The following is a 24,759-nucleotide window of genomic DNA, read 5'->3' on the forward strand; positions in this document are numbered from 1 at the left end:
TCGTCGGGGCCGAAAGTGCAAGATCGCGGCGAGTGGGGGGCGGTCATCCGACGCCGACCAGGAGAGCGGTGTTGGCACCGCCGAAGGCGGCGTTGAGGGTCAGGGCGTGGGTGGCCTCCGTCTTCTGGGGACGGTCCTTGACCACGTTCAGGGGGCAGGAGTCGTCGGGGCCCAGCCAGCCGGCGTTGACCGGCAGGTCGCCGTGGCGCAGCGCGAGCGCGGTGACCACCAGTTCGAGCAACCCGGACGCCTCCAGCGCGTGCCCGTGCACCGACTTCGTCGAGCTGACCGGGACCCGGGCGGCATGACCGCCGAGAGCCCGACGCAGGGCGGCGGCCTCGGCGGCGTCGCTCTGCGCGGTACCGGTGGCGTTGGCGTTGACGTAGCCGACGGACTGCGGTGGCAGCCCGGCCCGACGCAGCGCGCCGTCGACCGCGCGGGCCAGCCCGGTGCCGCCGGGTTCTGGCTGGCAGGGATGGAACGCGTCGCCGGCCCGCCCCCAGCCGACCACCGTGGCCACCGGCGCGACACCGCGTCGTCGGACGGCGCTCGACTCCAGCACCACCGCGGCCACGCCGTCACCCAGCAGCAACCCTCGACGGCCGGTGCTGAACGGGCGGACCGCCCCGTCGACAGCGAGGGCGCGGCCGGCGTCGAAGAGCGCGTACTGGTCCGACTCCACCAGGTAGCCGGCCGCGACCACCACCCGCTCCACAGCATCCCGGGTGATCCGGGCGGCGGCGTCGGCCACCGCCGTGCTGGCCGACACGCAGGCGCTGGTGTAGACCCGGGTGTGACCGGACAGTCCACATCGCGCGGCGAGCTGACCGGCGAGCACGGCCGGCGGCGGGCCCACGGCCGGGCCGCCGTGCACGGCGAGCAGCAGGGCGCACCCGGCGCGCTGCGCGCGGTTGAGACCGGCCGCGCGGCAGGCCGCGTCGATCGCGGTGGCCAACTCGTCGGGGAGGGTGGCGACCTCGGGCAGGGTGGCCGCCACTGTGACCCGGCGGGCGGCGGTGTCGAACCGGTCCACCGGTCCGAACGCCGGCACGCCGGCCAACACCCCGGCGAGCTGCGCGTCGGCGCCCCGCCCCAGGGCGCTGACCGCGTACACACCGGTGAGCTGGGCGACGCGCGCCTCAACCATCTGCGGAGGCGGTCAGCGACGCCTGGAACACCACCAGGGCGTCGTCGACTGTGCGGATGCCGGCCAGTTCGTCGTCGGTGAGGTCGAGCCGGCGTTCGTAGCGCTGCTCGACGAGGTGCACCAGCCAGGCAAGCTCCATCGAGCCGATCCGGTCGGACACCTCGGCAGCCGGTTTCGCGGTGAGTTCGGCGAGCATGGTCATCAGGTCAGCTCGCCCCAGATCGGGCTGACCGCCCATCAGCTCTTGTCGCTCGTCGCCTCGGTGACACGATCGGCGACCATTGTGGTGAACTCTCCGACCGTCATCAGGGCAAGCTGCTCCGACTCGTCGTCGGCGAACGTCAGGCCGTACCGGTCCTCGACCCGGACGGACAGGTCGGCCAGCGCGAGTGACTCCAGGTCGACGCCGGAGGGGCCGAGCGTGGTGTCGTCGTCGAGCCCCTCGACGTCGTAGTTCATGTCGGCGAGCTGCTCGACGACGAAGGCGCGGACCTCGGCTCTCATGGATACCCTTTCTGCGTGGCTCAGCTGACGGTGTCCGGTCGGGACACCGCCTACGTGTGGGTCGGCCGGGACACCGGCGGTCAGCCGGATCCGGCCGCTGTGCTGCTGCGGCGGGCGGGTGCTCTGCTGCTCGGTCGCCCGGACGCCGAGCTGGTGCTGACGCACGACCGCGAGGGACGGCCGGTCGTCCGGGTCGACGAGGTGACCGGGTCGGTCGAGCTGGCGGTGAGCGTCAGCCGCACCGCCGGGCTGGTGGTGGTCGCCGCCCGTCAAGCCGGCGCGGTCGGCGTGGACGTGGAGCGCATCCGCCCGCTGCCGGCGCTCGCGCTGGCCCGCCGCTGGTTCCCGCCCGCCGAGCTGGCCTGGTTGGGCGATCGGCCCGAGGCCGGCCGGACGGTGGACTTCCTGCGGCTGTGGACCGCCAAGGAGGCGGTCGGCAAGGCGCTCGGGCAGGGGTTGCGCGGCGGCGGGCTGCGCCGGCTGATGCCGCAGCCGGGGCTGCCGTTGCGGCCGGTGCCCGGCACCGGGCTGCTGCGGGTCGGCCACCCGCACCTGGGCGGGAGCCTCGTCCTGGCGGTCGCCGCGCACGCGGGCGAGCAGGTCGACGTCGAGGTGGTGCAGCGGCCCGGTCACGGGGTGACCGCCGAGCGCAGCGCATCGGTCGAGCGGACCAGCTTGCCGGTGGTGGTACGGGGCAACTGATCGAGCAGGTGCAACGCCCTGGGCCGTTTGTAGCCGGCCAACCGTTCGGCGAGGAGCTTGTCCAGCGTCTCCTCCGACAACGGGCCGTCCGGTTGGACGTACGCGGTGATGCCGTCGTCCCAGATCACCACGGCGGCGGCGACCCCGGTCAGCTCGGCGACGGTGGCCTCCACCTCGGTCAGGTCGACCTTCATCCCGCCGACGGAGACCTGCGAGTCGAGTCGACCGCGCACCGTGACCAGGCCGGTGTCGTCATCGACGGTCCCGGCGTCGCGGGTGTGCAGCCAGCCGTCGGACCAGCGGGTCGGGTCGCTCAGCCCGACGTACGGCGACGCCGGGCAGGACACCCACAGCTCACCGCCCGACTCACGGACCTCGATCCCGGGCGCGGGGGCGATAGACGGCCGGTGCGACCCGTGCAGGTCGGTGCCGATCACCCCGACCTCGGTCATCCCGTACATGTTGCCCAGGGGTACGCCGTACCGGTCGGTGAATGCCCGGGCGACGGCGGCCGGGACCAGCTCACCCCCGGTGGTCATCCGCCGTAGCTGTGGCAGTGGACCGGTCGGGCGGGTGGAGGCGAGCAGTCCGATGTGGAACGGCACGCCCAGCACGGTGGCGGGTGTGGCAGCGGCGCTGATCGCGGCCAGCACGGCGTCGCCGCTGAGCCGCTCCGGCGGCACCAGCTCGACCCCGGCGTGCAGCCCGTAGAGCAGGCCACCGACCAGGCCGAGCACGTGCACCATCGAGGGCAGCAGGATGATCCGCTCGCCGGGCAGCGCCACCCCGTCGATCCGGGTGTAGCGGTGCACCTCGGCGACCAGGTCGGCGGCGGTGCGGCCGATCACCTTGGACGGGCCGGTGGATCCGGAGCTGAGCTGGATCACGGCGTGGCCGCTGACCGCCGGGCGGTCGGCGTACCGGGTGACGCCCTCGGTGACGTCGACGAAGATCTTCAGCGCGCCGCCACCGGTCCGTACCGGAGCGACCACCACCTGCGGGGTCAACCGGGTCAGCGCCCGGTCCACCTCGTGGTCGGTGAGCCGGTGGTCGAGCAGGATCGCCTGCCCCCCGGCGCGCCAGGTGGCGAGGAGGTTCACCACGTACGCCAGCGACGGCGGCAACCGCAGCGCCGCGGCGCCACCGGGGCGCAGTCCGGCGGTGGTCAGCCGCTCCTGCGCGGTAGTGACCAGCCGGTGCAGGGTGGCCCGGTCGACGGGCTCGGGCAGACGAAGACAAACGTCGGTCGGGTGGCCGGCGAAGAGGACTTCGTCCACCCAGCCGGGGTCTGTCGCCGTAGGATCTTCTGCCGTCACTGCCGTTCACCGCCCAGCATGAAAGAGGGCGAATCCGCCCATCACGTACGCTTGTCGGGGTGCTGCGGGGAACCATACGACTCCCACGTGGCCATTGCTAGATGCGAATGGATGGATCAAAAGCAGCGGCCAGCCGGATTGCCGACAGCCCGTTCGGCGGGCATGATCGGGCGGGTGATTCGGCAGAACGTCACCGAGGCATGACCCCTCGTACAACCGTCGCGCGTCCTCAGCCGGACGGCCGATGGCGGCGAGGTCGCCGGCCGAGCGAGACGGTTCTCGGGCCCTAGCTCGGTTTGATGCTGGCGAGTTGGACGAGCAGCTGAACCAGCCGGTACGCCTCGGCGACGTCAACGGCGTGGAAGGCGACCGTCCGGCCGCCACCGACGCGGGTAACACCCGGCACCAGAACCGCGAGGTCGACCATGTACGGCCCGTACAGATCGACCTCGACGTCCAACGGCCCGGCCATCTTCGCCGGTGGGATCGAGGCGCGCCGGGCGATCGCGTCGGCGGCGGCGTGGCGCAGCCGCTCCCGTGCCTCCTGCGGATGCAGGGCCACCGCGGCGGCCTGACCCAGGGTCTGCTTGACGGCGACGGTGACCGCCGAGGGCACCAGCGCGCTGAATTCCGCGCAGGCGGTGTCGTCTCCGCTGAGCAGAACGACGGGCACGTCCAGGTGTCCGGCCATGGCGACGTTGAGGCCGATCTCGCCCAACGATCGGCCGGCCACCCGCACGTCGAGGACGGCGTCACTTATCGTGTGGGCCAGCACGGCGGGCCCGGCACCAGCCCGAGCGTGATAGCCGATGAGCAGAACGGCATCCGTCTGCTCGTCCAACCCCGCGAGCATGCCCAGCGGGCGGGGTTTGCCCCGCACCAGGTGAGCACGCCGGTCGAGGTCCTCCGGCAGGATGTTCCGAAACGTTCCGTGCGCGTCGGCGACCCACACCACCGCGTCGGGTTCGGCATCGAGGACCCCGGCGATCACCGCGTTCGCCTCGGCCGTCATCAACGCCCGGCCTCGCTCGTAGTCGTACCGATCCGGGTTCGTCTCGGTGGGGTGCACGATCCCCGAGATGCCTTCCAGGTCCACCGAGATCAGCACCTTCATGGCTACAGGACCTTACGCGCTCCCGCCCCGATGTGGACACCGCGCGGCGCAGCCAAGGCATCGGCCCGCCCCGCCGCGCCGATCTTGCACTTTCGGTCGTCGATATGTGCAGAGTGACCCCTATGTCGCGACAGCAAGTGCAAGATCGCGGGGACAGGGCCGTCGATCATGGAGTTATGGTGCCGGGATCGTCCGGATAGGTGGCGCTTTGTTGCCCACCACAACTCCATGATCGACGGGGGCGGCGCGGGAAGCGGGCCGGCGGGGGCGCGGGGAGCCTCAGGGCAGGGCTGGGGTTTGGGCGTGGATGTGGAAGCGCAGCGAACGGGCGTCGGTGAAGCACTCCCGCATCGGGCGTACGAGGTCCCGGTGCTCGGGGCTGCGTTCCCACTCCTCGAAGTCGGCCAGGCTCGCCCACTCGCTGGTGATCAGCCACTGCTCCGGGTCGGTCGACGACCGGCACACCTGGTCGACCAGGTGCCCCGGCACACCGCCGGCGACCAGGTGCCGCACCTGTTCGTACGCGGCGAGGAACGCCTCGGTGCGCGGCACCGGCACCCGTACCAGAAAGACCACCCGTGCCCTTTTGTCGCTCATGACGCCTCTCCCCTCATCGGCGCGGCCCCGCGCAGGACCAGCGCACTGTTGAACCCGTCGAAGCCCCGCGCGCAGATCAGGGCGAGTCGACTGCGCGGTCGACGGTGCTCGCGCAGGAAGTCCAGCTCGCAGCCCTCGGCCACCTCGTCCGGGCCCGCCGACGCGGGCAACGTGTCGTGGGCGAAGGCGAGCAGCGCGGTGGCAACGTCCAACGCCGAGCCGCCCTGGTACGCCCGACCTGTCAGCGGTTTCTGTGTGGTCACCGGGGGCGGCCGGTCGGCGAACACTGCCCGCAGCGCCTCGGCCTCGCTGCGGTCGTAGCGGGGCACGCCGAGAGCGTCGGGCAGCACCACGTCGATTCCGGCGGCGGCGACGCCCGCCCGGTCCAGGGCCAGCCGCATCGCCCGCGCGTACTGGGCCGGGTCGCCGCTGCTCTCCGCAGTGGTGTGCGCGGCGTCGTGGGTGGAGCCCCACCCGCTCACCTCGCCGTAGACGCGGGCGCCCCGGGCCAGGGCGTGCCCCAGCTCCTCCACCACGAACACCGCTCCACCCTCGGCCGGCAGGTAGCCGCTGGCAGTGGCGTCGAACGGCCGGTACGCCCGCTCCGGGTCGGCGACGTCACTGAGCAACCCCGAGCGCAGCTGACAGGCGAGCGCGTACGGGCTCAACGGGCACTCGGTGGCCCCGGCGATCACGACCGGGGTGCCCCGGCGCACCGCTCGGGCGGCGTGGGCCAGGCTGTCCAGGCCACCGGCCGACTCCGCGACCAGCACCCCGCTCGGGCCCTTGAACTGGTGGTGGATGGAGAGCTGCCCGACGCTGGCGGCGTAGAACCAGGCGATCGACTGGTACGCCCCGACCGTCCGTGAGGTGCCACCCCACAGCCGTTGCAGTTCCCGTTGACCGAACAGGTTGCCCCCGGACGAGCTGGCCAGGGTCACCGCGTAGCCGTACGGGTCGGGGGCCCGGTCGGGCAGGCCGGCATCGGCCAGCGCCAGCCGGGTGGCGGCGAAGCCGAGGTGCGTCCACCTGTCGGTCTGCACCAACTGTCGACTGTCGGCGTAGGAGTCGGCGGTGAAGCCGGGCACCTCCCCGCCGAAGCGGGTCGGATAGCCGGCCGGGTCGAACAACGTGATCGGCCCGGTCCGGCGGGTGCCGGCGAGGACCGTGCGCCAGTGCGCGTCCGCGCCGATGCCGCTCGGTGCGACCACCCCGATGCCGGTCACCACCGCCCGGGCCGTCGCGCCGCCACTGTGCGAAGCGGCGCTCACGCCAGCACTCCGCTTCGCTCCGCACCGGCGCGAGACGCCGCGCTGCTGTGCCTGATGGTTCGCTCGCTACGCTCGCTCACGCCAGCACTCCGCTTCGCTCCGCGCCGGCGTGAGACGCCGCGCTGCTGTGCCTGATGGTTCGCTCGCTACGCTCGCTCACGCCGCCACCGCGCCGAGCATCCGACGGAAGACCATCGCCGACTGGAAACCTCCGAAACCGCTGCCCACCGAGAGGGCCACGTCCACCGGCACCTCCCGTGCCTCATTGGGTACGTAGTCCAGGTCGCACTCCGGGTCCCGGGTGCTCCAGTTCGCCGTCGGCGGCACCACACCGAACTCGATGGCGAGGGCGCAAGCGGCCATCTCGATCGACCCGATCGCGCCGAGCGAGTGCCCGACCATCGACTTGATCGAACTGATTGGGATCCGGTACGCGGCCTGGCCCAGCGCCCGCTTGAACGCGGCCGTCTCGTGTCGGTCGTTCTGCCGGGTGCCCGAGCCGTGGGCGCTGATGTAGGAGACCTGCTCGGGCAGGATCCGGCCCTGCCGGAGCGCGTCGGTGACGGCGAGGCCCATCTCCAGCCCGTCCGGCCGCAGCCCGGTCATGTGGAAGCCGTTGCTGCGGCTGGCGTAGCCGGCCACCTCGCAGTAGATGTGCGCTCCCCGACGCCGGGCGTGGCTGGCCTCCTCCAGCACCAGCACCGCCCCACCCTCGGCCAGCACGAACCCGTGCCGGTCGGCGTCGAACGGGCGGGAGGCGTGTGCCGGGTCGTCGTTGTCCGGGCTGGTCGCCTTGATCGCGTCGAACGAGGCGACAGTGACCGGCGAGATCGGCGAGTCGGACGCGCCGGCCAGCATCACGTCCGCCTCACCGTCCACGATCATCTGGTGGGCGTACCCGATGGCGTCGATGCCGGAGGTGCAGCCGGTGGACACGACCTGCGCCGGGCCGTGCAGCCCGTGCCGGCAGGCCACGTCCGCGGCGAGGCTGCTGGGAACCAGCGCCTGATAGAGGTACGGGCCACCGCGCGTCCCGTCCACCAACCACCGTCGGCCGTGCTCGCTCACTGTGACGTACTCCTGTTCCAACGCCATCGTGCCGCCCACCGCCGTGCCCAGCACCACTCCGGCCCGGTCCCGTTGCGCGTCGGTGAGCTCCAACTGGGCGTCGGCCACCGCCTCGGCGGAGCAGGCCAGCGCGAACTGCACGTACCGGTCGGCCCGGCGTCGCTCGGCCTCGCTCAGACCCGCAGCGACCGGGTCGAAGTCGCACTCCGCCGCGATCTGCGACCGGAACGCCGACGGGTCGAAGAAACTGATCCGCCGGGTGGCGGTTCGCCCCTCGGTGATGGTCTTCCAGAAGCGGTCCCGGCTGGCGCCGCCCGGGGCCACCACCCCGATCCCGGTCACCACCGTGCGGCGCCCGGTCATGGTGCCTCGACCAGTTCGGTGTCGACGTGGCCCAGCTCGGGCCGGGGGGCGAGCGGGCCCAGGTGGAAGACCACCTCGGCCGGTTCGACGCCGGTGTTGCGCAGCCGGTGCCGCACGTTCACCGGTACGAACAGCCCCTCACCGGCGGCCAGCAGCGTCGGCTGGTCGTCAAGGTCGACGGTGATCGCGCCCCGCACCAGGTACAGGAACTCCTCGCTGTACGGGTGGTAGTGCTCGGCGATCCGCTCCCCCGGCTCGAGGGTTGCCACACCGAGGAAACCCGAGGTGCTGCCGACGGTGCGGGGGCCGAGCAGCACCCGCAGCTCACCGCCGCGACGGCGGTCGGCGGGTACGTCGCGGGCGGCGATCGGGCGGGTGCTCAGGTCACTCATCGTCGGCTCCCGTCGGTGCGTCGCTGGCGGTCGGCGTGCCCTGGTCGGCGCGCTGCCAGGCGATCCGCTCCACCCGGTCCTTGATGACCGCGAGTTGGATCACGCTGTTGGTGTTGATCCGCTCGGTCATCGCGGCGTTGTCGACCGGCGCGGTCGGCTTCATAGCGAAGTCCTGCGTCCAGGTCATCCGGGTGCCACCGGCCTCCTCGGTGTAGCGCCAGTGGATGCGCATGTACTCGAACGGCCCGGTCTCCACCCGGTGCGCCCGGACCTGCCTGCTCACCGGGTCGGCGGTGCGCTCGCTGACCCAGCTCCAGGACACCCCGTTCTCGTCGGGGTACATGGTGAGGCGGAACCGCACCGTGTGCGCCTCGCGGTGCAGGATCTCCACCACGGCGTACTCGGTGAACAGCTCGGTCCAGTTCGCCACGTCGTTGGTGACCTCCCAGACCAGCCCCAGCGGCGCGTCGATGACCACGCTGTTCTCGGTGTGCCCGGGCGGGTCGGCGCGGCGGGCGACCAGGTCGGCCACCGCCGGGATGCTCAGCTGTCCGGCCTGCTCGGGAATGGCCACCTGCCAGCGGTCGGCGACGACCGCCGACAGTTCCAGCAGGGCGAGCGAGTCCATGCCCAACTCCTCCAGCGACGCGGCGGGCGCGCGGGCCGCGGCGTCGGCGTCCAGCCCGCAGTGCGCCACCAGGATGTCGGTGATCTCGGCGGTCATCGGGCGACCATGGGTGACGGTCATCGGGTCCTCCTGTGGGTTGCGTCGGGATCTGCGGCGGGCGCGGTGCGGGGTGCGGGGGTGGCCGTCGGCCCCGGAGCGGGCGCGGAGAGCAGACGGTCGACCAGGCCGGTGGTGTAGCGGCCCTTGCGGAATGCGGCGTCGTCGAGCACCCGCCGGACGAACGGGATGGTGGTGTGCACGCCCGGGCCGGCGACGTCGAACTCGTCCAGGGCACGTTCCAGCCGGTTGAGGGCCAGCTCCCGGTCGGGCGCCCAGACGATCACCTTGGCGAGCAGCGAGTCGTACCAGGGACCGACCAGGTAACCGGCGCTGGCGTGGGTGTCCACCCGGGTGAACGGGCCGCCGGGTGGGGTGAACCGCTCCAGCCGGCCGGGGGTGGGGGCGAAGCCGCGCCCGGGGTCCTCGGTGTTGACCCGACACTCCACAGCGACGCCGTGCAGGCGGATCTCCTTCTGCCGCCACCGCAGCGGTACGCCGGCGGCGATGTGGAGTTGCTCGTGCACCAGGTCGATCCCGGTGACCATCTCGGTGACGGGATGCTCCACCTGGATCCGGCAGTTGATCTCCAGGAAGTGGAACTTCTCCTCGGCGTCGACAAGGAACTCCAGCGTGCCGGCGCCAACGAAACCGACCTCGAGGGCACCCCGCAGGGCGGTCTCGGCGATGGTGTCGAGAACGGCGGCGGGCAGCGCCGGCGCGGGCGCCTCCTCGACCAGTTTCTGGTGCCGGCGCTGCACCGAGCAGTCCCGGGTGCCCAGGTGCACCCCGTTGCCGTGGGCGTCGCAGAGCACCTGCACCTCGACGTGCCGCGCCTCGGTGAGGTACCGCTCGACGTACACCCGGTCGTCGCCGAAGGCTGCCTGCGCGGCGGCCCGGGTCCGGGTGTACGCCCGGCGCAGCTCGCCCGGGGTGCGCACCACTGTCATCCCCCGGCCCCCGCCTCCGGCGGCGGCTTTCACGATCACCGGGTAGCCGACGGCGTCGGCCACCTCGGCCGCCGCGGCGGCGGTCGGTACCGGCGCGACACTGCCCGGCGACAGCGGCAGGCCGGCGCGGCTCATCAGTGCGCGGGCCGAGGACTTGTCGGCCAGCGCGGCCATCACCGCCGGTGGCGGGCCGATGAACGTCAGCCCGTTGTCGGCGCAGATCTCGGCGAAGTCGGCGTCCTCGGAGAGGAAGCCGTAGCCGGGGTGCACGGCCTGCGCCCCCACCTGCCGGGCCGCCTCCACGATGGCGGCGGCGTTGAGGTAGCTGCGCCGACTCGACGCCGGTCCGATCCGGACGGCCTGGTCGGCGAGGCGTACCGCCGCCGAGTCGGCGTCGGCGGCGGAGTAGACCACCGCCGTCCGGACACCCAGCTCCTTGCAGGCGCGCAGCACCCGCAGCGCGATCTCGCCCCGGTTGGCGATCAGCACGGTCTCGAACATGGTCAACCACCCCGCGCCGTCATGCCGGATCCAGTTCGACGAGCGGCTGGTCGTACTCGACCGGCTGGCCGTCCTCGACGAGGATCGCGGCCACCCGGCCGGCCCGGTCGGCGGTCACCTCGTTCATCAGCTTCATCGCCTCGACGATGGCCACCGGCTGGCCGGGGCGGATCAGGTCGCCCACCGCGACGAACGGCCGCGCGCCCGGCTCCGGCGCCCGGTAGAAGGTGCCGACGATCGGTGCCCGCACCGAGGCACGCCCCGGCACCGGCGGCCGGAGCACCGCAGGGGAGGCGTTGGGCGTCGGACCGACCGCCGGTGCCGACTCGGCCCGGGGCAGGGGTACGTCCGCTCGGGTCGCCTCGTCGGGGTGCCACTCGACCTCCAGCACCGCCGGCCCGCTGCGCAGTCGGATCCGGCGCACCGGCCCGGCCAGCTCGGCGATCAGGTGCTGCGCCTGCCGGCGCAGCCCGGCGAGGGCCTCCTCGCCGTCCACCCCGACGTCGTCGGACGCGTCGACTGTCGACAGCCCTCCGTCGCCGGCCGTCATCGCAGGCCCGCCCTAGCGCCGACGCGGTTCGCGCCGAACCGTCGGAAGCGTTGCCGGCGCAGCCGGACCAGCATGGCCGGCGGCACGTCCAGCAGCGGCAGGAGGTTGGCCAGCAGGGCGGCACGCAACCGGTGGGCGGTCTCCGCCGGGTCGTCGTGCGCGGCGCTCGACGGCTCCGACACGACCTCGTCGACCACCCCGAGCCGGCGCAGGTCGGGCGCGGTCAGTCGCAGGGCGCGGGCGGCCTGCGGGGCCGCCGACCGGTCCGGCCAGAGGATCGCCGCACACCCCTCGGGGCTGATCACCGAGTAGACGGCGTTCTCCAGCATCAGCACCCGGTCGGCCACCGCCAGCGCCAACGCGCCGCCGCTGCCGCCCTCGCCGGTGATCACCGCGAGCACGGGGGTGGGCAGCACGGTGAGGGTGAGGATGTTCTCGGCGATGGCCGCCGCCTGGCCGTGCTCCTCGGCGCTCACCCCCGGGTCGGCGCCGGGGGTGTCCACCAGGGTGACCACGGGCAGGCCGAGGCGGGCCGCGAGGCGCATGAGCCGCAGCGCCTTGCGGTGCCCGGCCGGGCTGGCCATGCCGAAGTTGCGGGCGACCAGCTCGGCGGTGGTGTGCCCCTTCTGGTGACCGATGACCATCACGTGCCGGCCGGCCAACCGCGCCACCCCACCAACGATGGCCGGGCAGTCCGCGCCGAGCCGATCGCCGTGCAGCTCCACGAACCCGTCGAAGACCGAGTCCAGGTAGTCCAGTGTGGTGGGCCGCCCCGGGTGCCGCGCCATCCGGACGGTGTCCCACGCGTCGCGTACCGCCGGGTTGCCGGCGTCTCCCTCGGCCGCCGGGTCCGTCGGCCGCGTCAGGACGGCGCCGTCGTCGGCAGGGCGCTCGCGGTGCGACGCCGGCTCCTGGCGGGGTACGGGCGGATGCGCCGGACGGCCGGCGCGGGTCGCGGCGAGCAGCGCCGTCAGCCGTCCACGCAGCGACCGGCGCTGCACCACCATGTCGACCTGCCCGTGTCGGAGCAGGAAGTCGGCGGTCTGGAAGCCCTCCGGCAGTGCCCTCCCGGTGATCTGACGGATCACCCGGGGGCCGGCGAAGCCCATCCGCGCGCCGCTCTCGGCGAGCACCAGATCGGTGTTGGTGGCGAACGAGGCGGCCACTCCGCCGTAGGTCGGGTCGGTGAGGACGCTCACGGTGAGCAGTCCCGCCTCGCGCAACGCGGCGATGGCCTGACTGACGGTCGCCATCTGCATCAACGACAGCGCGCCTTCCTGCATCCGCGCCCCGCCGGACGCGGTGATCAGGACGAGCGGCGTGCGGTCGTCGAGCGCCCGTTCGGCGGCTCGGGTGATCAGCTCGCCGACCGCGCAGCCCAGGCTGCCACCGAGGAAGCGGAAGTCCATCACCGCCAGGGTCACCGGGTTCCCGCCGATGGTGGCCGTGGCGCAGACGACCCCCTCGGCAAGACCCGTGCTGGCCCGCGCGCCGGTGAGCCGGTGCGGGTACGGCAGCACGTCGACGAAGTCGAGCGGGTCCGCCCCCGGCAGCCGGTCGGGCAGCAGGCGCAGCGAACCCGGGTCGACCAGTTGGCGCAGGCGTTCCGGCGCGCCGAGTCGGGCATGCTCCCCGCACTCCGGGCAGACGTCGAGGTTGCGGCGCAGCCGTTTGCGGTAGAGCAGGGTCGCGCAGCCCGCGCAGCGGGACCAGAGCTGCTCTTCACGCGGCGCGGTGGCCGTCACGACCGCCGCCCGGTGTCCGGGGAATCGAACCGGTAGAAGCACCGCGCCATGGCGTCGCGCGGCGAGCGCCAGGTCGACAGGTACGGCGACACGTACGGGCGTAGGCGGTCACTGACCCGGATGAACTCGGGGTGGTCACGCGCGGCCTCCACCGCGCCCTCCGCCGGCTGGGCGGTCTCGAGCAGGTGCACATAGAGGTCGTGCAGTCGGTACAGCGAGCGGTGCCGGACACCGACCAGGCGCGGCAGCTCCGTCGCGTCCGACTCGGCGAAGATCTCGGCGACCCGCTCCTCGGCGGTCGGATCGACCTTCGCGATGATCAGCGATCGGTCCATGTTGGGCCTCCCCCCACGGCGTCCGGCCGGCGACGGGTGGCCCCCGGACGCGCTGGACGACTGCCGACACGATGCGCCGATCCTCGTCACGGCGGCGTCACCGTGCCAGGTCGGCCAGCGACGGATGATGGTGACGCTGCGTTGACGCAACCTGTGTATCAGCTATGTGCCGGGCGTATTCGACGCGCTAATGTTTATGCAGTTCAGAACCGATTTCGGGTTGGCTGTCGCCAATAGAACGTCCACGTTGGCGTTGACGCAACGTGACCGTTATTGATAATCTTCAGCGTGGTCAGCCCGGCGGCCTCGGCGGGCGGGGCCGCGCCCGGCCACGCCGCGATCGGCGGGGTCGACAGTGGCGTCGAGGGCAACCGATCCGGGACAGCAGACAGTCGGGACGAGCGTTCCGCAGGGGGTGCCGCCGTGGCCGCTGATTCGTCCGTGCCGACCGCCGGAGACCCGCCCGAGGAGGGCGTCTCACTGCACCTGCTCGGAGGTTTCCGGCTCCTCCGCGAGGCGGTGCCGGTCGTGGTGCCGCGCGGGCTGCAACGGGTGATCGCGCTGATCGGGCTCCGCCCCGGCGCCACCCGCAGCCAGCTCGCCGGGCTGCTCTGGCCCGACGCGTCGGAGGAACGGGCGCTGTCCTCCCTGCGTACCGCCCTGTGGCGGCTGCGACAGGACCCGTGCTGCCCGATGACAGTGGCCAGCGACACCGTACGCCTCGGCCCGGCCGTCCGGCTCGACGTGGACGACCTGGTCGGCACCGCGGCCCGGGTCCGGGACGGCGACGACCCGCGCACCGCGGCCGGCGCGCTCGCCGCCGGGCGGCACGACCTCCTGCCCGGCTGGTACGACGACTGGGTGCTGCTGGACCGGGAACGCCTGCGCCAACTCCGCCTGCACATGCTGGAACAGGTGGCCGGGCACCACCTGACCGCGGGGCGGCACGGCGAGGCCCTCGAAGCCGCGTTGGAGGCGATGGCGGCCGAGCCGTTACGGGAGACACCACACCGGCTGGTGGTCCGCATCCACCTGGCCGAGGGCAACGCCTTCGAAGCCGTGCACGCCTTCTACGTCTACCGGGACCTGCTGCGCCGGGAGCTGCGGCTGGAGCCGAGCCCAGCCATGAGCGCCCTGCTCGACGACACCCTCGCCCCGATCCGCCAGGCCAGCCGCGAGGCCGTCGCCGACCGCCCGTCACCCGCCGTCCGGCGTACGTGACAACGCGGCCGTCACCGCCCGTTCGGCCCACGTGACGGTGATGTGACAGGCACTGCGGCACGGTGGGCGCACAGAGCACGTGGCACCGGTCCCCGAGGGGTCGGGCAGGCCACCGGCGGAAGGGGTCCCATGAGTCGTCTACTGATCGTCAGCCGGATCATCCCGGGAGCGGAGGGGCGGGTCGCGCAGATCTTCGCCGAGTCCGACGCCACCGAACTGCCCGGCCTGACCGGTGTCACGCACCGATCCCTGTACTGCCTGCACGACCTGTACGTACACCTGCTGGAGACATCGGACGACGTCGACCCGGACGCGCTCGCGGCGGCCCGCAACCACCCGCTCTTCCGACAGGTCAACGAGCGGCTCTCCGCGCACACGTCGCCGTACCTGCCGACCTGGCGCTCCCCCCGGGACGCGATCGCCGGCTGCTTCTACCGGTGGGACGCGGCCGAGGCGCCCGCGGCGCGGCCGGCCGTCACCGAGGCGCCCGCCGCGCACCCGGCCGGCTGACATGTCCGCCGCGCCGCCGCACGTCCTGATCATCGGCGCGGGCACGGGCGGGCTGTGCCTGGCGCACGGCCTGCGCCGCGCCGGGATCAGCGTCGCCGTCTACGAACGGCACCGCGACCGCGCCGAGGGGCTGCTCGGCTACCGGGTCGGCATCGGCCCCACCGGTAGCCGAGCGCTGAAGGAGTGCCTGCCGCCGGAGCTGTTCGCCACCTTCCTGGCCACCTGCGCCCGGCCGCCGCACTACTTCAACGTCGTCACCCAGGGGCTGCGCCAGACCGCGTCGTTCGCGCTGCGGCCGACCGCCGACCCGGTCCGCACCGAACACTCGGTGGCCCGGATGGTGCTGCGCCAGGTGCTGCTGACCGGCCTGGAGGACGTGGTGCACTTCGACAAGACCTTCACCCGGTACGAGCAGCGCGACGACGGCACTGTCACCGCGCACTTCGCCGACGGCACCAGCGCCACCGGCGACCTGCTGGTGGCGGCCGACGGCACCCATTCCGCAGTACGCCGCCAGTACCTGCCACACGCCGTCACCCGCGACGCCGGGACGATCAACATCGCCACCCGCATCCCGCTGACCCCGCACACCCGCGGTCTCATTCCGGAGCGGGTCCAGCAGGGCATCTCGCTGATCTTCGGCGTCGGCGGGATGATGGGCGTGCTGCACGTCATGGAGTTCAAGTGGGACGCCGAACGCGCGATGAAGCCCGGCGTCAGCGAGCCCGACGCCGCCCTGCTCCGCGACTGGCCCGGCCTGGCCCACGACACCACCACCGACAACATCAACCTGATCATCTGGAGTGCGGCCAACCGGTTCCCGACCGACATCATGGAACGCCGCGGTGAGGACCTGGTGCAGGTCGCCCTGGACCTCACCGCGAACTGGCACCCGCACCTGCGGGAACTGCTCGCCCACGCGGACCCGGCCAGCGCCCTACCGATCAAAGTGTCCACATCCGAGCCGGTGCCGCCCTGGAAGAGCAGCACCGTCACCATGCTCGGCGACGCCATCCACACCATGACCCCGGGTCGGGGCGTGGGGGCGAACACCGCGCTGCGCGACGCCCGCCTGCTCTGCGCACAACTCAGCCGCGCCACAGCCGGCGACAAGACGCTGCTCCAGGCGGTCGCCGACTACGAGGCCGTGATGGCGCCGTACGGCTTCGCCCGGGTCGCCGAATCGTTGAACCGCAGCGGCACCAGCGGCGACGACCGGATGTACCGGCCGGTGGTGGGTCGACTCGCGTTGCTCGGCGCGCGCGGCTACTTCGGAGTGACCAGCCGGGTACCACGGCTCCGTCGCCGGTTCGTCGACGAATTCCACACCTACGAGGGCGACCGGGACTGAACCCGGCATCACCCGACCCGGGCTCGGCGTCCTCGCCGGGCCCGGGTCTCATCGCGTCCGGAGCGCTCCATCCGACCGAGCCACACCTGACCCGCTCCGTGCCCGACCCGGGTCTCATCGGGCCGGGTTCTGGTGTGATCGGACGACGCTGTGTCACCCGGCAGGCACCGGCTGAGGTGGGAGTCCCACCCGCAACGCTGACGGCCGATCCTGCCTGTCGTCGGCAATACGCGTGTGCGAAGCTGCGGCGAGTTTTTCTCGTGACTTTTCCAACGACCTGAGAGGGAGGTTCGCCGTGGCGTGGTCTTTCGGACACTCGCTGATAGTGGTACTTGCACTGTTGCTGGGCCTGGCCGCCGGGTGGCTGCTGCGCGGCCGGCGGGGCGTACAGGGCAAATCGATTGTGGATGGTGACCCCGTCGCCGGTCTGGCCGTGATCTCCACGCCCACGCCGGCCGCCACCACCGACGAGGCCCAGCCCGCCGCCGCCGTCGACGCGGCACCCACCGCGGTAGCCGACGAGCCGGTACCGGTCGACACGGTCAGCGCGCCGGCCGCAGTGACCGGACCGGACGGTCCCACCCCGGTGCCCGTGCCGGCGGACGCCCCGAGCACCGTCGACCCGGCGGACATGGCGCTGACCGAGGACCCGCCGCCCGTACCGGCCACCGAGCAGCCCGACGCCGCCGAGCTGCGGCAGGACTCGGGCGTGGACTCGGCCCTCGAGCCGGTCCCGGCCGACGAGCAGCCCGCCTCGGCGGCCGTGGTCGCCCCCCGCCAGCCGGCGGACGACCTCCCGCCCGCCGACACCGCACCGCTCGACACGACGCCGGCCGACGACGCTTCGATCGACGATGCGCCGGTCGCGGACAAGCCGGCCGACGACGTGGCGGCCCCCGGTGGCCCGGCCGATGACGTGGAGACCAAGGCCACGGCGGTCGACACCACGCCGGCAGAGGCGTTGGGGACCCCGGGCCCGTCCGATGCTGAGCCGGCGCACGCCGATCCCGTGGACGCCGAGCCTGCGGTTGCCTCCACGGAGGCCGACCAGTCGGCGGTGGCCGCGCCTCCGGTCCGCCCGACCCCCGCCGCGACCCCTCCGGTCCGTTCTGCCGTCGACACGACGACCAGCAGCGTCGAGGCCGACCCGACGGGCCCTGCCGACGACTTCCGCCGGATCCAGGGGATCGGGCCGAAGATGGCGGCCGCGTTGCAGGACGCTGGCGTGCGCACGTACGACCAGCTCGGCGGGTTGGACGAGCCGGCGCTGCGCGACCTGATCCGGACCGCCGGCCTGCGCGCCGCACCTGGGCTGGCCAGCTGGCCGCAGCAGGCACGCGTGCTCGCCGGCGCCGGCGACGAGATGGCCGCGGTGCTGCCGAACGGCAACCAGGCCTGACCGACTGCGTTCGAGCCCCCGGCAGCCGTCCACCACGACGGCGCGCCGGGGGCTCGGCCGTCGCTGAATCGGCAATTGCCGCGCCGCGCCTGCTCAGTCCGACGGCCAGGTCGGCGAGGTCGCGCCAAGCCCGCGATGCGTGCTGACGATCAGCCCGCCGAACACCTTGGCACTCGCTACTGTGAGTTCATGTTCAAAGCTCCTGCCCCGCCGGATCCCACCGAGTTCGCCGGCAAGCGCGCGGTCGTCACGGGAGGTTCTCGCGGGATCGGCGCTGCCATCGTGCAGCGGTTGCTCGACGGCGGCGCGACGGTCGTCACCACGGCGCGTAACGCCTCCGACGAGACGCCGAGGGCCGCGACCTTCATTCAGGGCGACATCGGCACGCTCGCGGGCGTGCGGGCATTCACTGCGGCAGCGCTCGACGAACTCGGCGGCGTCGACATCGTGGTCAACAACGCGGCGGCGGCACGCGCCCACCTCGGCGGTGTCTCATCCATCCCCGATGAGGAGTGGATCGACGCGCTCGACCTCAACTACCTGTCCGCCGTGCGAGTCAACAACGAGCTGCTACCGGCGCTGCGCGAGGCCGGGTCGGGCAGTGTGATCGTCAACATCTCGTCGGGAGCGTCCCTCACGCCGGCACCGCCATTGGCGCACTACGGCGCCGCCAAGGCCGCCCTCAACGCCTACGGCAAAGCGCTCGCTTCCGAGCTCGCGCCTGCCGGAATCCGCGTCACCACGATCATTCCCGGGAACGTGCTCACCCCCGGCGCCGACGCGATCCGCCAGAACTTCGCCGACGCGATGGAGGTCGCGCTTGCCGCCACCACAGCGGGCATCCCTCTGGGTCGTCCCGGAGACCCGCGCGACATCGCCGAGGCAGTCGCCTACCTCGTATCGGACCGGGCCCAGTGGGTCACCGGAGTAAGCCTGACAGTCGACGGTGGTGAACTCCCCGTCATCTAGCGCCACGTTCGGTCAGCCATGTGAACGGTCACCGTCGATGTCGCGCGATCTTGCGGCGCAAGCCGGAAGGCGCTGCGCCCGGTCCTCCGGGCCGCCGCGCCGAAGCTGCGGTGGGGCGCAGGGTTGACGGGCAGGCTCAGGCGCGCAGTTCGGCCGCGAGGTCACCGATCGACGCCATCGCGTACCGCTGCATTCCTGGCCCGAAGGTGATGCGTGTGGCGCCCTGCCGGCCCAGTTCGGTCACGGACTCCCGGGTCGGTCCGGCGGCCATGTTGATCGGCCCGGAGATGCCCTCCCGCAGCCGCGGGAGCACCTGCGGCGGCGCCAGGATCGGGTAGACGCAGTCGGCGCCGGCTGCCACGTAGAGGCGGGCACGTTCCACCGCGTCGGCCGGGTCACCCGTTCCGAACAGGAACGTGTCGACGCGGGCGTTGACGAAGAGAGCGTCGCCCGCTTCCGCGCGCACCTCGGCCAGCCAGTCAGCGTGCCGCCGGGGGTCCTTGAGGGTGGCGTCCCCCTCCGAGTCCTCCAGGTTGCAGCCGACGGCGCCGGCCTCCAACAGCCGTCCGACCAGCTCGCGGGGGGCGAGGCCGTAACCGCCCTCGACGTCGGCGGACACCGGAACGGACACGGCGCGGACGATGCGCGCGACCGCCGCGAACATCTCGTCCGGCGGTGTCGCGCCGTCCTCGTACCCGAGCGAGGCCGCCACGCCCGCGCTCGGGGTCGCGAGCGCCGGGTAACCGGCGTCGGCCAGGACCCGGGCGCTGGCCGCGTCCCAGGGGCCCGGCAGGACGAGCGGGTCACCGACGGCACGGTCGTGGTGCAGGGCGCGGAAGGTGGAGGCTGTCATCGTTGTGGTCTCCCGCCGATGGTGATGATCCGGCCGTTGTCGGGCGGCATCTTCGCCGCGACGCGCATCGGACCACCCTACGTTTGGTGGACCGCGCGGTCAACAATTGTTACGCTGGTCAGATGGCGAGGCCACGGCAGTTCGACGAGGAGCAGGTGATCCGCGCCGTCCGGGACCAGTTCTGGGACGCCGGCTACGCGGCGACCTCCCTGGAGGACCTGGTACGCGTCAGCGGGCTGGGCAAGGGCAGCCTCTACGGCGCCTTCGGCGACAAACACCGGCTGTTCCTGCGGGCGCTGCGGGAATACACCGACACCAGCGGCGGCTACCTGCGCGAGATGCTCGCCTCCGCTCCCCGCGCCCTGGACGCGCTGCGCGCGTTCGTCATGGCACCGGTGAACGACACGGGTGGTGCTGCCGCCCGACGCGGCTGCCTCATGGCCAACAGCACGTACGAACTCGCCACCAGCGATCCGGACGTCCTCGCCGAGGCGCGGCGTACCTACGAGGCGACGACCGCCCTGGTCGCCGAGAGCGTCGGGCGGGCCCAGGACGAGGGCGACCTGCCGCGCGACCTCGACCCGGTCGAGACGGCGCGCGCGCTGCTCGCCGCGCAGCAGGGGCTGGTGTTCATGGGGCGGACGGGGCTGGGCATCGACACCCTGACCGCCACGGCCCGCACCCTCGCCGCCAAGCTCCTACCGGACGCCTGACACCAGCTATTATTTGATCTTGCGGGTGGACCGCACCACGATGCTCTCGTACTCGGGGTGCTTGACCACCCAGTCGGCGATGAACGGGCAGATCGGCACGACGGTCCGACCCTTGCCCCGCGCGTCGTCCAGCACGGCCCGCGCCAGCGTCGACCCGACGCCCTTGCCCTCGTACGCCGGATCGACCTCGGTGTGGGTGTAGGCGATGATCGAGCCGGTCAGCTGGTAGGTGACGAACCCGACGACCGTGCCCGCCTCGTCGCGCGCCTCGAAACGCTCCCGCGCCGGCGCGTCTGTCACGGTGAACTGCACCCGACCATCAAACCACCCGGCCCGACGGCGCTCGCCGCGAGGCCGGCAGGGACGCGACCCCACGCGCATTGTCTCGGCCGGAACGGGAAACGCAACGCCGCCGGGCACCGGGGGAACGCAACGCCGTCGGGCAGACCGTGGGAGGAGACACGCACCATGACGAATCCATCGACGGACGGCGGCTTCGCCGTCGTCGAGATGTTCACGTCCCAGGGCTGCAACAGTTGCCCGCCCGCGGAGGAGTTGCTGAGCGAGATCGAGCGCGACGCCCGGGACCGGGGCCAGAACGTCTTCGCCCTCGGTTTCCACGTCGACTACTGGGACGACCTGGGCTGGCCCGACCAGTTCGCGGACGCCTCGTACACCGCGCGCCAGGAGGCGTACGCCCGCGCGTTCGGCACCCGGGGTCTCTACACTCCGCAGATGGTCGTCAACGGCACCGTCGAGTTCGTCGGTTCCGATCGCCGGCGGGCAGCCGCTGCGATCATGTCCGCCATGGCCTCGACCGCCGCCACACCACTGGCGCTCTCCATCGCCAACCTGGGCAATGACCGGGTGATGGTGGACTATCGGACCGAACAGCCGCCGGAGCGCGCGGTGGTGCACGTGGCGGTCGTGGAACGGGAGCTGACCAGCGACATCGCCCGGGGGGAGAACGCCGGGCGGACGCTGCGGCAGGACAACGTCGTACGCGCCTTCAGGTCGGTGGGCCTGGACGCCGAGCGGGGGCAGCTGGAGCTGGCCACGCCACCTGGTCTCGATCCGCGACGCGCCAGCGTGGTCGGCTACGTCCAGGAGAACGGCGAACGGGCGATCGTCGGCGCCACGGCCATCGAGCTGTCCACCGCGTAATCTCAGCCCATGCGGATGGTGCGCGGTGTGAGGGGATCCGGTGGCTGACGCGGACGACGTACGCCGGGTGGCGCTGGCCCTGCCGCACACGACGGAGATCGCCAGTGACGGCTTCGACTTCCGGGTGGCCGACAAGGGCTTCGTCTGGTCCTATCCGGAGCGGACACCGGGCAAGCCCCGGGTGATCCGGCTCGACATCGCGGTGCTGTTCGTCGGCGACGAGGCCGAGAAGCAGGCTCTTCTGCTCGGGGAGCCCGAGATCTTCTTCACCACGCCCGGCTACGAGGGCCTGCCCCTGGTGCTGCTGCGCCTGGCGGCGGTCGACCTGGACCGGTTGACCGAGCTGGTGACCGACGCGTGGCGGATGCGCGTGCCGGACTCGCTGTTGAGCGACAGTGCGGGCGCCGGCAAATAGCGATATCAGCACGCAACGCGTTGGACACATTGACGGGGATCTCGGTGCTCCATTACCGTGGCCGAGAGAGCGCTCTCTCACCCGACCTTCCCCCCAATTCAGACGCAAAGCGCTGGAGCCGGCAAGGGCCGCACCCGGCGCGCGCGATGGAGGCACGATGAAACCTCCCGTCCCCCACCGCCGATGGGCCCTGGCCGCCGCCACCGCGCTGGCCCTGGTCGTCGGCGGCCTCACCATCCCCGTCACCCGCGCGGCCGAGGCCGCACCCGTCGGCGCCGGCAGTTACACCACCACACCGGTCGGCCCGCTGCCCAGCGGCTGCGGCGCGATGACCAGCAACCCCCGGCAGTTCGCCACCGCCAACGCGCCCGCCGGGCCGATCCCCACCAACGACTGGTGGTCCTCGCTGCTGTGGAAGCGCACCGACTGCTCGTTCAGTGAGCCGCTGCACGCCCACCCGATCTCGTACGACACCTTCGGCGACGGCCTCGGCTTCTCCGCCAACTCCACGCCCGCCATCAGCGGCACCGCCACCGGCGTCGGTGAGTTCCACTACCCGTACGTGCAGGACATCCGGGTCGGTGTGGCCGGGCTCGCCGCACCCCTGGTGAAGGTCGACGGCTGGACGGACTGGACGGTCAGCCCGCACTGGAGCGACGGCACGCGGACCATGCGCGCGACCATCGGCCACGGTCTGCCCTTCGCGTACTTCCAGACCACCGGCGGGAACGCGCAGATCAGCACCGCCGGCACCCCCGACGTGTGGTCCAACAGTGGTGCCACCATCGGCTTCCGGGTCAACGGCCACGACTACGTCGGGTTCGCGCCCAGCGGCGCCACCTGGACCGTGGCGTCCGGCCGGATCTCGTCCACCCTGGCCGGACGCGGCTACTTCTCCGTCGCCCTGCTGCCGCCGACGTCCAGCGCGACGGAGCGCGCCGCGCTGGCAGCGACCTACGGTCAGTACGCGCACGCCCACGTCACCGGCACCCAGGTCTCGTACGCCTACAACCCCGCCACCAGCGGCCTGACCACCACGTACGCGTTCACCACCACCGCCCGGGAGGGCACCGCCACGCAGACGGTGGTCAGCCTCTACCCGCACCAGTGGAAGTCGCTGAGCGGTTCCACGGCGATCACGCCGACCTACCCGTCGGCGCGTGGCCGGATGAAGGTGCTCACCGGCGTCAACCAGTTCCGCACCGCCATGAAGTTCCAGGGCATCCTGCCGGAGTTGCCGGCCGTCGGCGACGGCAGCGGTGGCGACCTGTCGACGCTCACCGGGCACCTGGCCGCCACCCGCGCCAACCCGATGGACCAACGCGGCAACGACACCTACTGGACCGGCAAGGGGCTCGGCCGGGCCGCGCGGATCGCCGAGATCGCCGACCAGGTCAACGACACCACGACGCGCGACAGCGCGCTGAACGCGATCCGCAGCACGCTCACCGACTGGTTCACCGCGTCCAGCGGCAAGACCAGCCGGGTCTTCTACTACGACAACAACTGGGGCACGCTGATCGGCTACCCGGCGTCGTACGGGTCCGACCAGGAGCTCAACGACCACCACTTCCACTACGGCTACTACATCGCCGCCGCCGCGACCCTGGCGAAGTTCGACCCGGCCTGGGCGGCCACCAGCCGCTACGGCGGGATGGTCGACCTGCTGATCCGGGACGCCAACAACTACCGTCGCGACGACACCCGCTTCCCGTACCTGCGGGACTTCGACATCTACGCCGGGCACGACTGGGCATCCGGGCACGGCTCGTTCGGTTCCGGCAACAACCAGGAGTCCTCGTCCGAGGGGATGAACTTTGCGAGCGCCCTGATCCAGTGGGGGCAGACGACCGGCGACACCGCCGTCCGCGACGCGGGTGTCTTCCTCTACACCACGCAGGCCGCGGCGATCCAGGAGTACTGGTTCGACGTCAGCGACCAGAACTTCCCCGCCGCCTTCGGGCACTCGACGGTCGGCATGGTCTGGGGTGACGGCGGCGCGTACGCCACCTGGTTCAGCGCCGAGCCGGAGATGATCCAGGGCATCAACCTGCTGCCGGTCACCGGCGGTCACCTCTACCTCGGCAACAACCCGGCGTACGTGCGGACCAACTACGCCGAACTCGTCCGCAACAACGGCGGACAACCGACGGTGTGGCAGGACATCCTCTGGCAGTTCCAGGCCCTCGGGGACGCCGACGCCGCGCTGGCGAACCTGCGTGCGAACCCCGGCTACACGCCGGAGGAGGGAGAGAGCCGGGCGCACACGTTCCACTGGATCCGTAACCTCGCCGCCCTCGGCAATGTCGACACGACGGTGACCGGCAACCATCCGCTGTCCGCGGTCTTCTCCCGCAACGGGGCCCGGACCTACGTGGCGTCGAACCCGACGGCGACGCCGATCACCGTGACGTTCTCCAACGGCACCACGCTCGCCGTGGGTGCCGGCAAGACGGCCACCACCGGGGCGTACACCTGGAGTGGTGGCAACGCGGCCGGCGGCGTTCCCCCGACGACGCCGACGGATCCCCCGCCGACGACCACCCCGCCGACGACCACCCCGCCGCCGTCCACCGGCGGGCCGACGCGCTACCTGCTGCCCGGCGGTGGGTTGGGCGGCGCCGGCAGCGCGGCCACGACGACGGTCGCGGCGGCGAACGGCAACCACGACGGTACGCCCACCAACGCCCAGGTCTTCACGGCGACCGGCCTCAACCTCGCCTACGCCGGCGGGCAGACGGCGTTCGACCTGTTCGTCGACGCCGGGACAGCGGTCGGCAACGGCGTGCAGGTGCGGATCGTTGACGACGACGTACGCAACGTCTTCGCCTTGACCAGCGCGTTGGAGCTGCACGGGATGACCGTGCTGTACTCGGACAACGGGG

General features: G+C 72.4%; 26 protein-coding genes. 10 read left to right on the forward strand and 16 right to left on the reverse strand.

What is annotated here, in order from left to right; translation table 11 throughout:
- Window positions 1-43: 43 nt before the first annotated feature.
- From ACFYPG_RS30965 to ACFYPG_RS30975, 3 genes are read right to left on the reverse strand one after another with little or no spacing between them, the layout of a single operon-like run.
- Window positions 44-1,147: a beta-ketoacyl synthase N-terminal-like domain-containing protein gene (locus tag ACFYPG_RS30965; RefSeq protein WP_387354758.1), complete on the reverse strand. Its 1,104-nt coding sequence runs from the start codon at window positions 1,145-1,147 to the stop codon at window positions 44-46.
- On the reverse strand, window positions 1,140-1,385 hold the full coding sequence (locus tag ACFYPG_RS30970) for an acyl carrier protein (RefSeq protein WP_355007996.1): 246 nt from the start codon (window positions 1,383-1,385) through the stop codon (window positions 1,140-1,142). Before ACFYPG_RS30970 ends, ACFYPG_RS30965 begins: the two co-directional genes overlap by 8 nt.
- Window positions 1,385-1,651, reverse strand: a complete 267-nt coding sequence (locus ACFYPG_RS30975) for an acyl carrier protein (RefSeq protein ID WP_355007995.1) — start codon at window positions 1,649-1,651, stop codon at window positions 1,385-1,387. The genes ACFYPG_RS30970 and ACFYPG_RS30975 overlap by 1 nt, the downstream gene beginning before the upstream one ends.
- A 15-nt stretch (window positions 1,652-1,666) precedes the next feature.
- On the opposite strand from ACFYPG_RS30975, the gene ACFYPG_RS30980 reads away from it, so the two are divergent.
- The gene (locus tag ACFYPG_RS30980) at window positions 1,667-2,353 is read left to right on the forward strand and encodes a 4'-phosphopantetheinyl transferase family protein (RefSeq protein ID WP_387354760.1); all 687 of its coding nucleotides are present in this window, start codon (window positions 1,667-1,669) and stop codon (window positions 2,351-2,353) included.
- Here the strand turns inward: ACFYPG_RS30980 and ACFYPG_RS30985 are convergent.
- The 11 genes from ACFYPG_RS30985 to ACFYPG_RS31035 form a co-directional block, all read right to left on the reverse strand.
- Entirely contained in the window at window positions 2,281-3,630 is a 1,350-nt protein-coding gene (locus ACFYPG_RS30985) for a class I adenylate-forming enzyme family protein (protein WP_387354762.1), read from the reverse strand. The genes ACFYPG_RS30980 and ACFYPG_RS30985 overlap by 73 nt on opposite strands.
- A gap of 325 nt (window positions 3,631-3,955) precedes the next feature.
- Window positions 3,956-4,783, reverse strand: coding sequence for a M55 family metallopeptidase (locus ACFYPG_RS30990; protein WP_387354764.1), 828 nt, complete (start codon window positions 4,781-4,783; stop codon window positions 3,956-3,958).
- A gap of 279 nt (window positions 4,784-5,062) precedes the next feature.
- A complete protein-coding gene (locus ACFYPG_RS30995; RefSeq protein WP_387354765.1) occupies window positions 5,063-5,380 on the reverse strand; it encodes an antibiotic biosynthesis monooxygenase family protein in 318 nt (105 codons plus the stop codon).
- Window positions 5,377-6,651 carry a beta-ketoacyl synthase N-terminal-like domain-containing protein gene (locus ACFYPG_RS31000; protein WP_355007990.1) on the reverse strand — a complete coding sequence of 425 codons (1,275 nt, stop codon included), beginning with the start codon at window positions 6,649-6,651 and terminating at the stop codon, window positions 5,377-5,379. Before ACFYPG_RS31000 ends, ACFYPG_RS30995 begins: the two co-directional genes overlap by 4 nt.
- A gap of 156 nt (window positions 6,652-6,807) precedes the next feature.
- On the reverse strand, window positions 6,808-8,082 hold the full coding sequence (locus ACFYPG_RS31005; protein WP_387354767.1) for a beta-ketoacyl-[acyl-carrier-protein] synthase family protein: 1,275 nt from the start codon (window positions 8,080-8,082) through the stop codon (window positions 6,808-6,810).
- Entirely contained in the window at window positions 8,079-8,474 is a 396-nt protein-coding gene (locus ACFYPG_RS31010) for a cupin domain-containing protein (protein WP_355007988.1), read from the reverse strand. The genes ACFYPG_RS31005 and ACFYPG_RS31010 overlap by 4 nt, the downstream gene beginning before the upstream one ends.
- Window positions 8,467-9,222 (reverse strand): SRPBCC family protein, encoded by a 756-nt coding sequence (locus ACFYPG_RS31015; RefSeq protein WP_355007987.1) that lies wholly within the window; start codon window positions 9,220-9,222, stop codon window positions 8,467-8,469. Before ACFYPG_RS31015 ends, ACFYPG_RS31010 begins: the two co-directional genes overlap by 8 nt.
- Window positions 9,219-10,649, reverse strand: a complete 1,431-nt coding sequence (locus tag ACFYPG_RS31020; protein ID WP_355007986.1) for an acetyl-CoA carboxylase biotin carboxylase subunit — start codon at window positions 10,647-10,649, stop codon at window positions 9,219-9,221. Before ACFYPG_RS31020 ends, ACFYPG_RS31015 begins: the two co-directional genes overlap by 4 nt.
- Window positions 10,650-10,668: 19 nt before the next feature.
- On the reverse strand, window positions 10,669-11,199 hold the full coding sequence (locus ACFYPG_RS31025) for an acetyl-CoA carboxylase biotin carboxyl carrier protein (protein ID WP_387354770.1): 531 nt from the start codon (window positions 11,197-11,199) through the stop codon (window positions 10,669-10,671).
- On the reverse strand, window positions 11,196-12,944 hold the full coding sequence (locus ACFYPG_RS31030) for an acetyl-CoA carboxylase carboxyltransferase subunit alpha (protein ID WP_387354772.1): 1,749 nt from the start codon (window positions 12,942-12,944) through the stop codon (window positions 11,196-11,198). The genes ACFYPG_RS31025 and ACFYPG_RS31030 overlap by 4 nt, the downstream gene beginning before the upstream one ends.
- On the reverse strand, window positions 12,941-13,279 hold the full coding sequence (locus tag ACFYPG_RS31035; RefSeq protein WP_355007983.1) for a TcmI family type II polyketide cyclase: 339 nt from the start codon (window positions 13,277-13,279) through the stop codon (window positions 12,941-12,943). The genes ACFYPG_RS31030 and ACFYPG_RS31035 overlap by 4 nt, the downstream gene beginning before the upstream one ends.
- A 423-nt stretch (window positions 13,280-13,702) precedes the next feature.
- On the opposite strand from ACFYPG_RS31035, the gene ACFYPG_RS31040 reads away from it, so the two are divergent.
- The 5 genes from ACFYPG_RS31040 to ACFYPG_RS31060 all read left to right on the forward strand — a co-directional run bounded on the left by ACFYPG_RS31040 (window position 13,703) and on the right by ACFYPG_RS31060 (window position 18,729).
- The gene (locus ACFYPG_RS31040) at window positions 13,703-14,500 is read left to right on the forward strand and encodes a BTAD domain-containing putative transcriptional regulator (RefSeq protein WP_355007982.1); all 798 of its coding nucleotides are present in this window, start codon (window positions 13,703-13,705) and stop codon (window positions 14,498-14,500) included.
- A 129-nt stretch (window positions 14,501-14,629) separates the two neighbouring features.
- Window positions 14,630-15,010: a TcmI family type II polyketide cyclase gene (locus ACFYPG_RS31045; protein ID WP_387354774.1), complete on the forward strand. Its 381-nt coding sequence runs from the start codon at window positions 14,630-14,632 to the stop codon at window positions 15,008-15,010.
- A 1-nt stretch (window position 15,011) separates the two neighbouring features.
- Window positions 15,012-16,361 carry an NAD(P)/FAD-dependent oxidoreductase gene (locus ACFYPG_RS31050; RefSeq protein ID WP_355007981.1) on the forward strand — a complete coding sequence of 450 codons (1,350 nt, stop codon included), beginning with the start codon at window positions 15,012-15,014 and terminating at the stop codon, window positions 16,359-16,361.
- Between the two features lie 325 nt (window positions 16,362-16,686).
- Window positions 16,687-17,760: a hypothetical protein gene (locus tag ACFYPG_RS31055; protein ID WP_387354777.1), complete on the forward strand. Its 1,074-nt coding sequence runs from the start codon at window positions 16,687-16,689 to the stop codon at window positions 17,758-17,760.
- A 135-nt stretch (window positions 17,761-17,895) separates the two neighbouring features.
- Entirely contained in the window at window positions 17,896-18,729 is an 834-nt protein-coding gene (locus ACFYPG_RS31060; RefSeq protein ID WP_387354779.1) for an SDR family oxidoreductase, read from the forward strand.
- Window positions 18,730-18,865: 136 nt separating this feature from the next.
- Here ACFYPG_RS31060 and ACFYPG_RS31065 read toward each other — a convergent pair whose 3' ends face one another.
- On the reverse strand, window positions 18,866-19,582 hold the full coding sequence (locus ACFYPG_RS31065) for an isocitrate lyase/phosphoenolpyruvate mutase family protein (RefSeq protein WP_387354781.1): 717 nt from the start codon (window positions 19,580-19,582) through the stop codon (window positions 18,866-18,868).
- Window positions 19,583-19,704: 122 nt separating this feature from the next.
- Between ACFYPG_RS31065 and ACFYPG_RS31070 the strand changes: the two genes are divergently transcribed.
- A complete protein-coding gene (locus tag ACFYPG_RS31070) occupies window positions 19,705-20,295 on the forward strand; it encodes a TetR/AcrR family transcriptional regulator (RefSeq protein WP_387354783.1) in 591 nt (196 codons plus the stop codon).
- 9 nt (window positions 20,296-20,304) lie between these two features.
- On the opposite strand, the gene ACFYPG_RS31075 is transcribed toward ACFYPG_RS31070, so the two are convergent.
- Window positions 20,305-20,607 (reverse strand): GNAT family N-acetyltransferase, encoded by a 303-nt coding sequence (locus tag ACFYPG_RS31075; RefSeq protein ID WP_355007976.1) that lies wholly within the window; start codon window positions 20,605-20,607, stop codon window positions 20,305-20,307.
- A gap of 156 nt (window positions 20,608-20,763) precedes the next feature.
- On the opposite strand from ACFYPG_RS31075, the gene ACFYPG_RS31080 reads away from it, so the two are divergent.
- From ACFYPG_RS31080 to ACFYPG_RS31090, 3 genes are all read left to right on the forward strand, one after another.
- Window positions 20,764-21,459, forward strand: a complete 696-nt coding sequence (locus tag ACFYPG_RS31080; protein WP_355007975.1) for a DUF1223 domain-containing protein — start codon at window positions 20,764-20,766, stop codon at window positions 21,457-21,459.
- A 40-nt stretch (window positions 21,460-21,499) separates the two neighbouring features.
- The gene (locus ACFYPG_RS31085) at window positions 21,500-21,874 is read left to right on the forward strand and encodes an MmcQ/YjbR family DNA-binding protein (protein WP_355007974.1); all 375 of its coding nucleotides are present in this window, start codon (window positions 21,500-21,502) and stop codon (window positions 21,872-21,874) included.
- A gap of 157 nt (window positions 21,875-22,031) precedes the next feature.
- Window positions 22,032-24,759: glycosyl hydrolase (locus tag ACFYPG_RS31090; protein ID WP_387354785.1), on the forward strand; the 2,728-nt coding region annotated here is incomplete at its 3' end.

Source organism: Micromonospora sp. NPDC005553 (assembly GCF_042871765.1).
Classification (GTDB): Bacteria; Actinomycetota; Actinomycetes; order Mycobacteriales; family Micromonosporaceae; genus Micromonospora.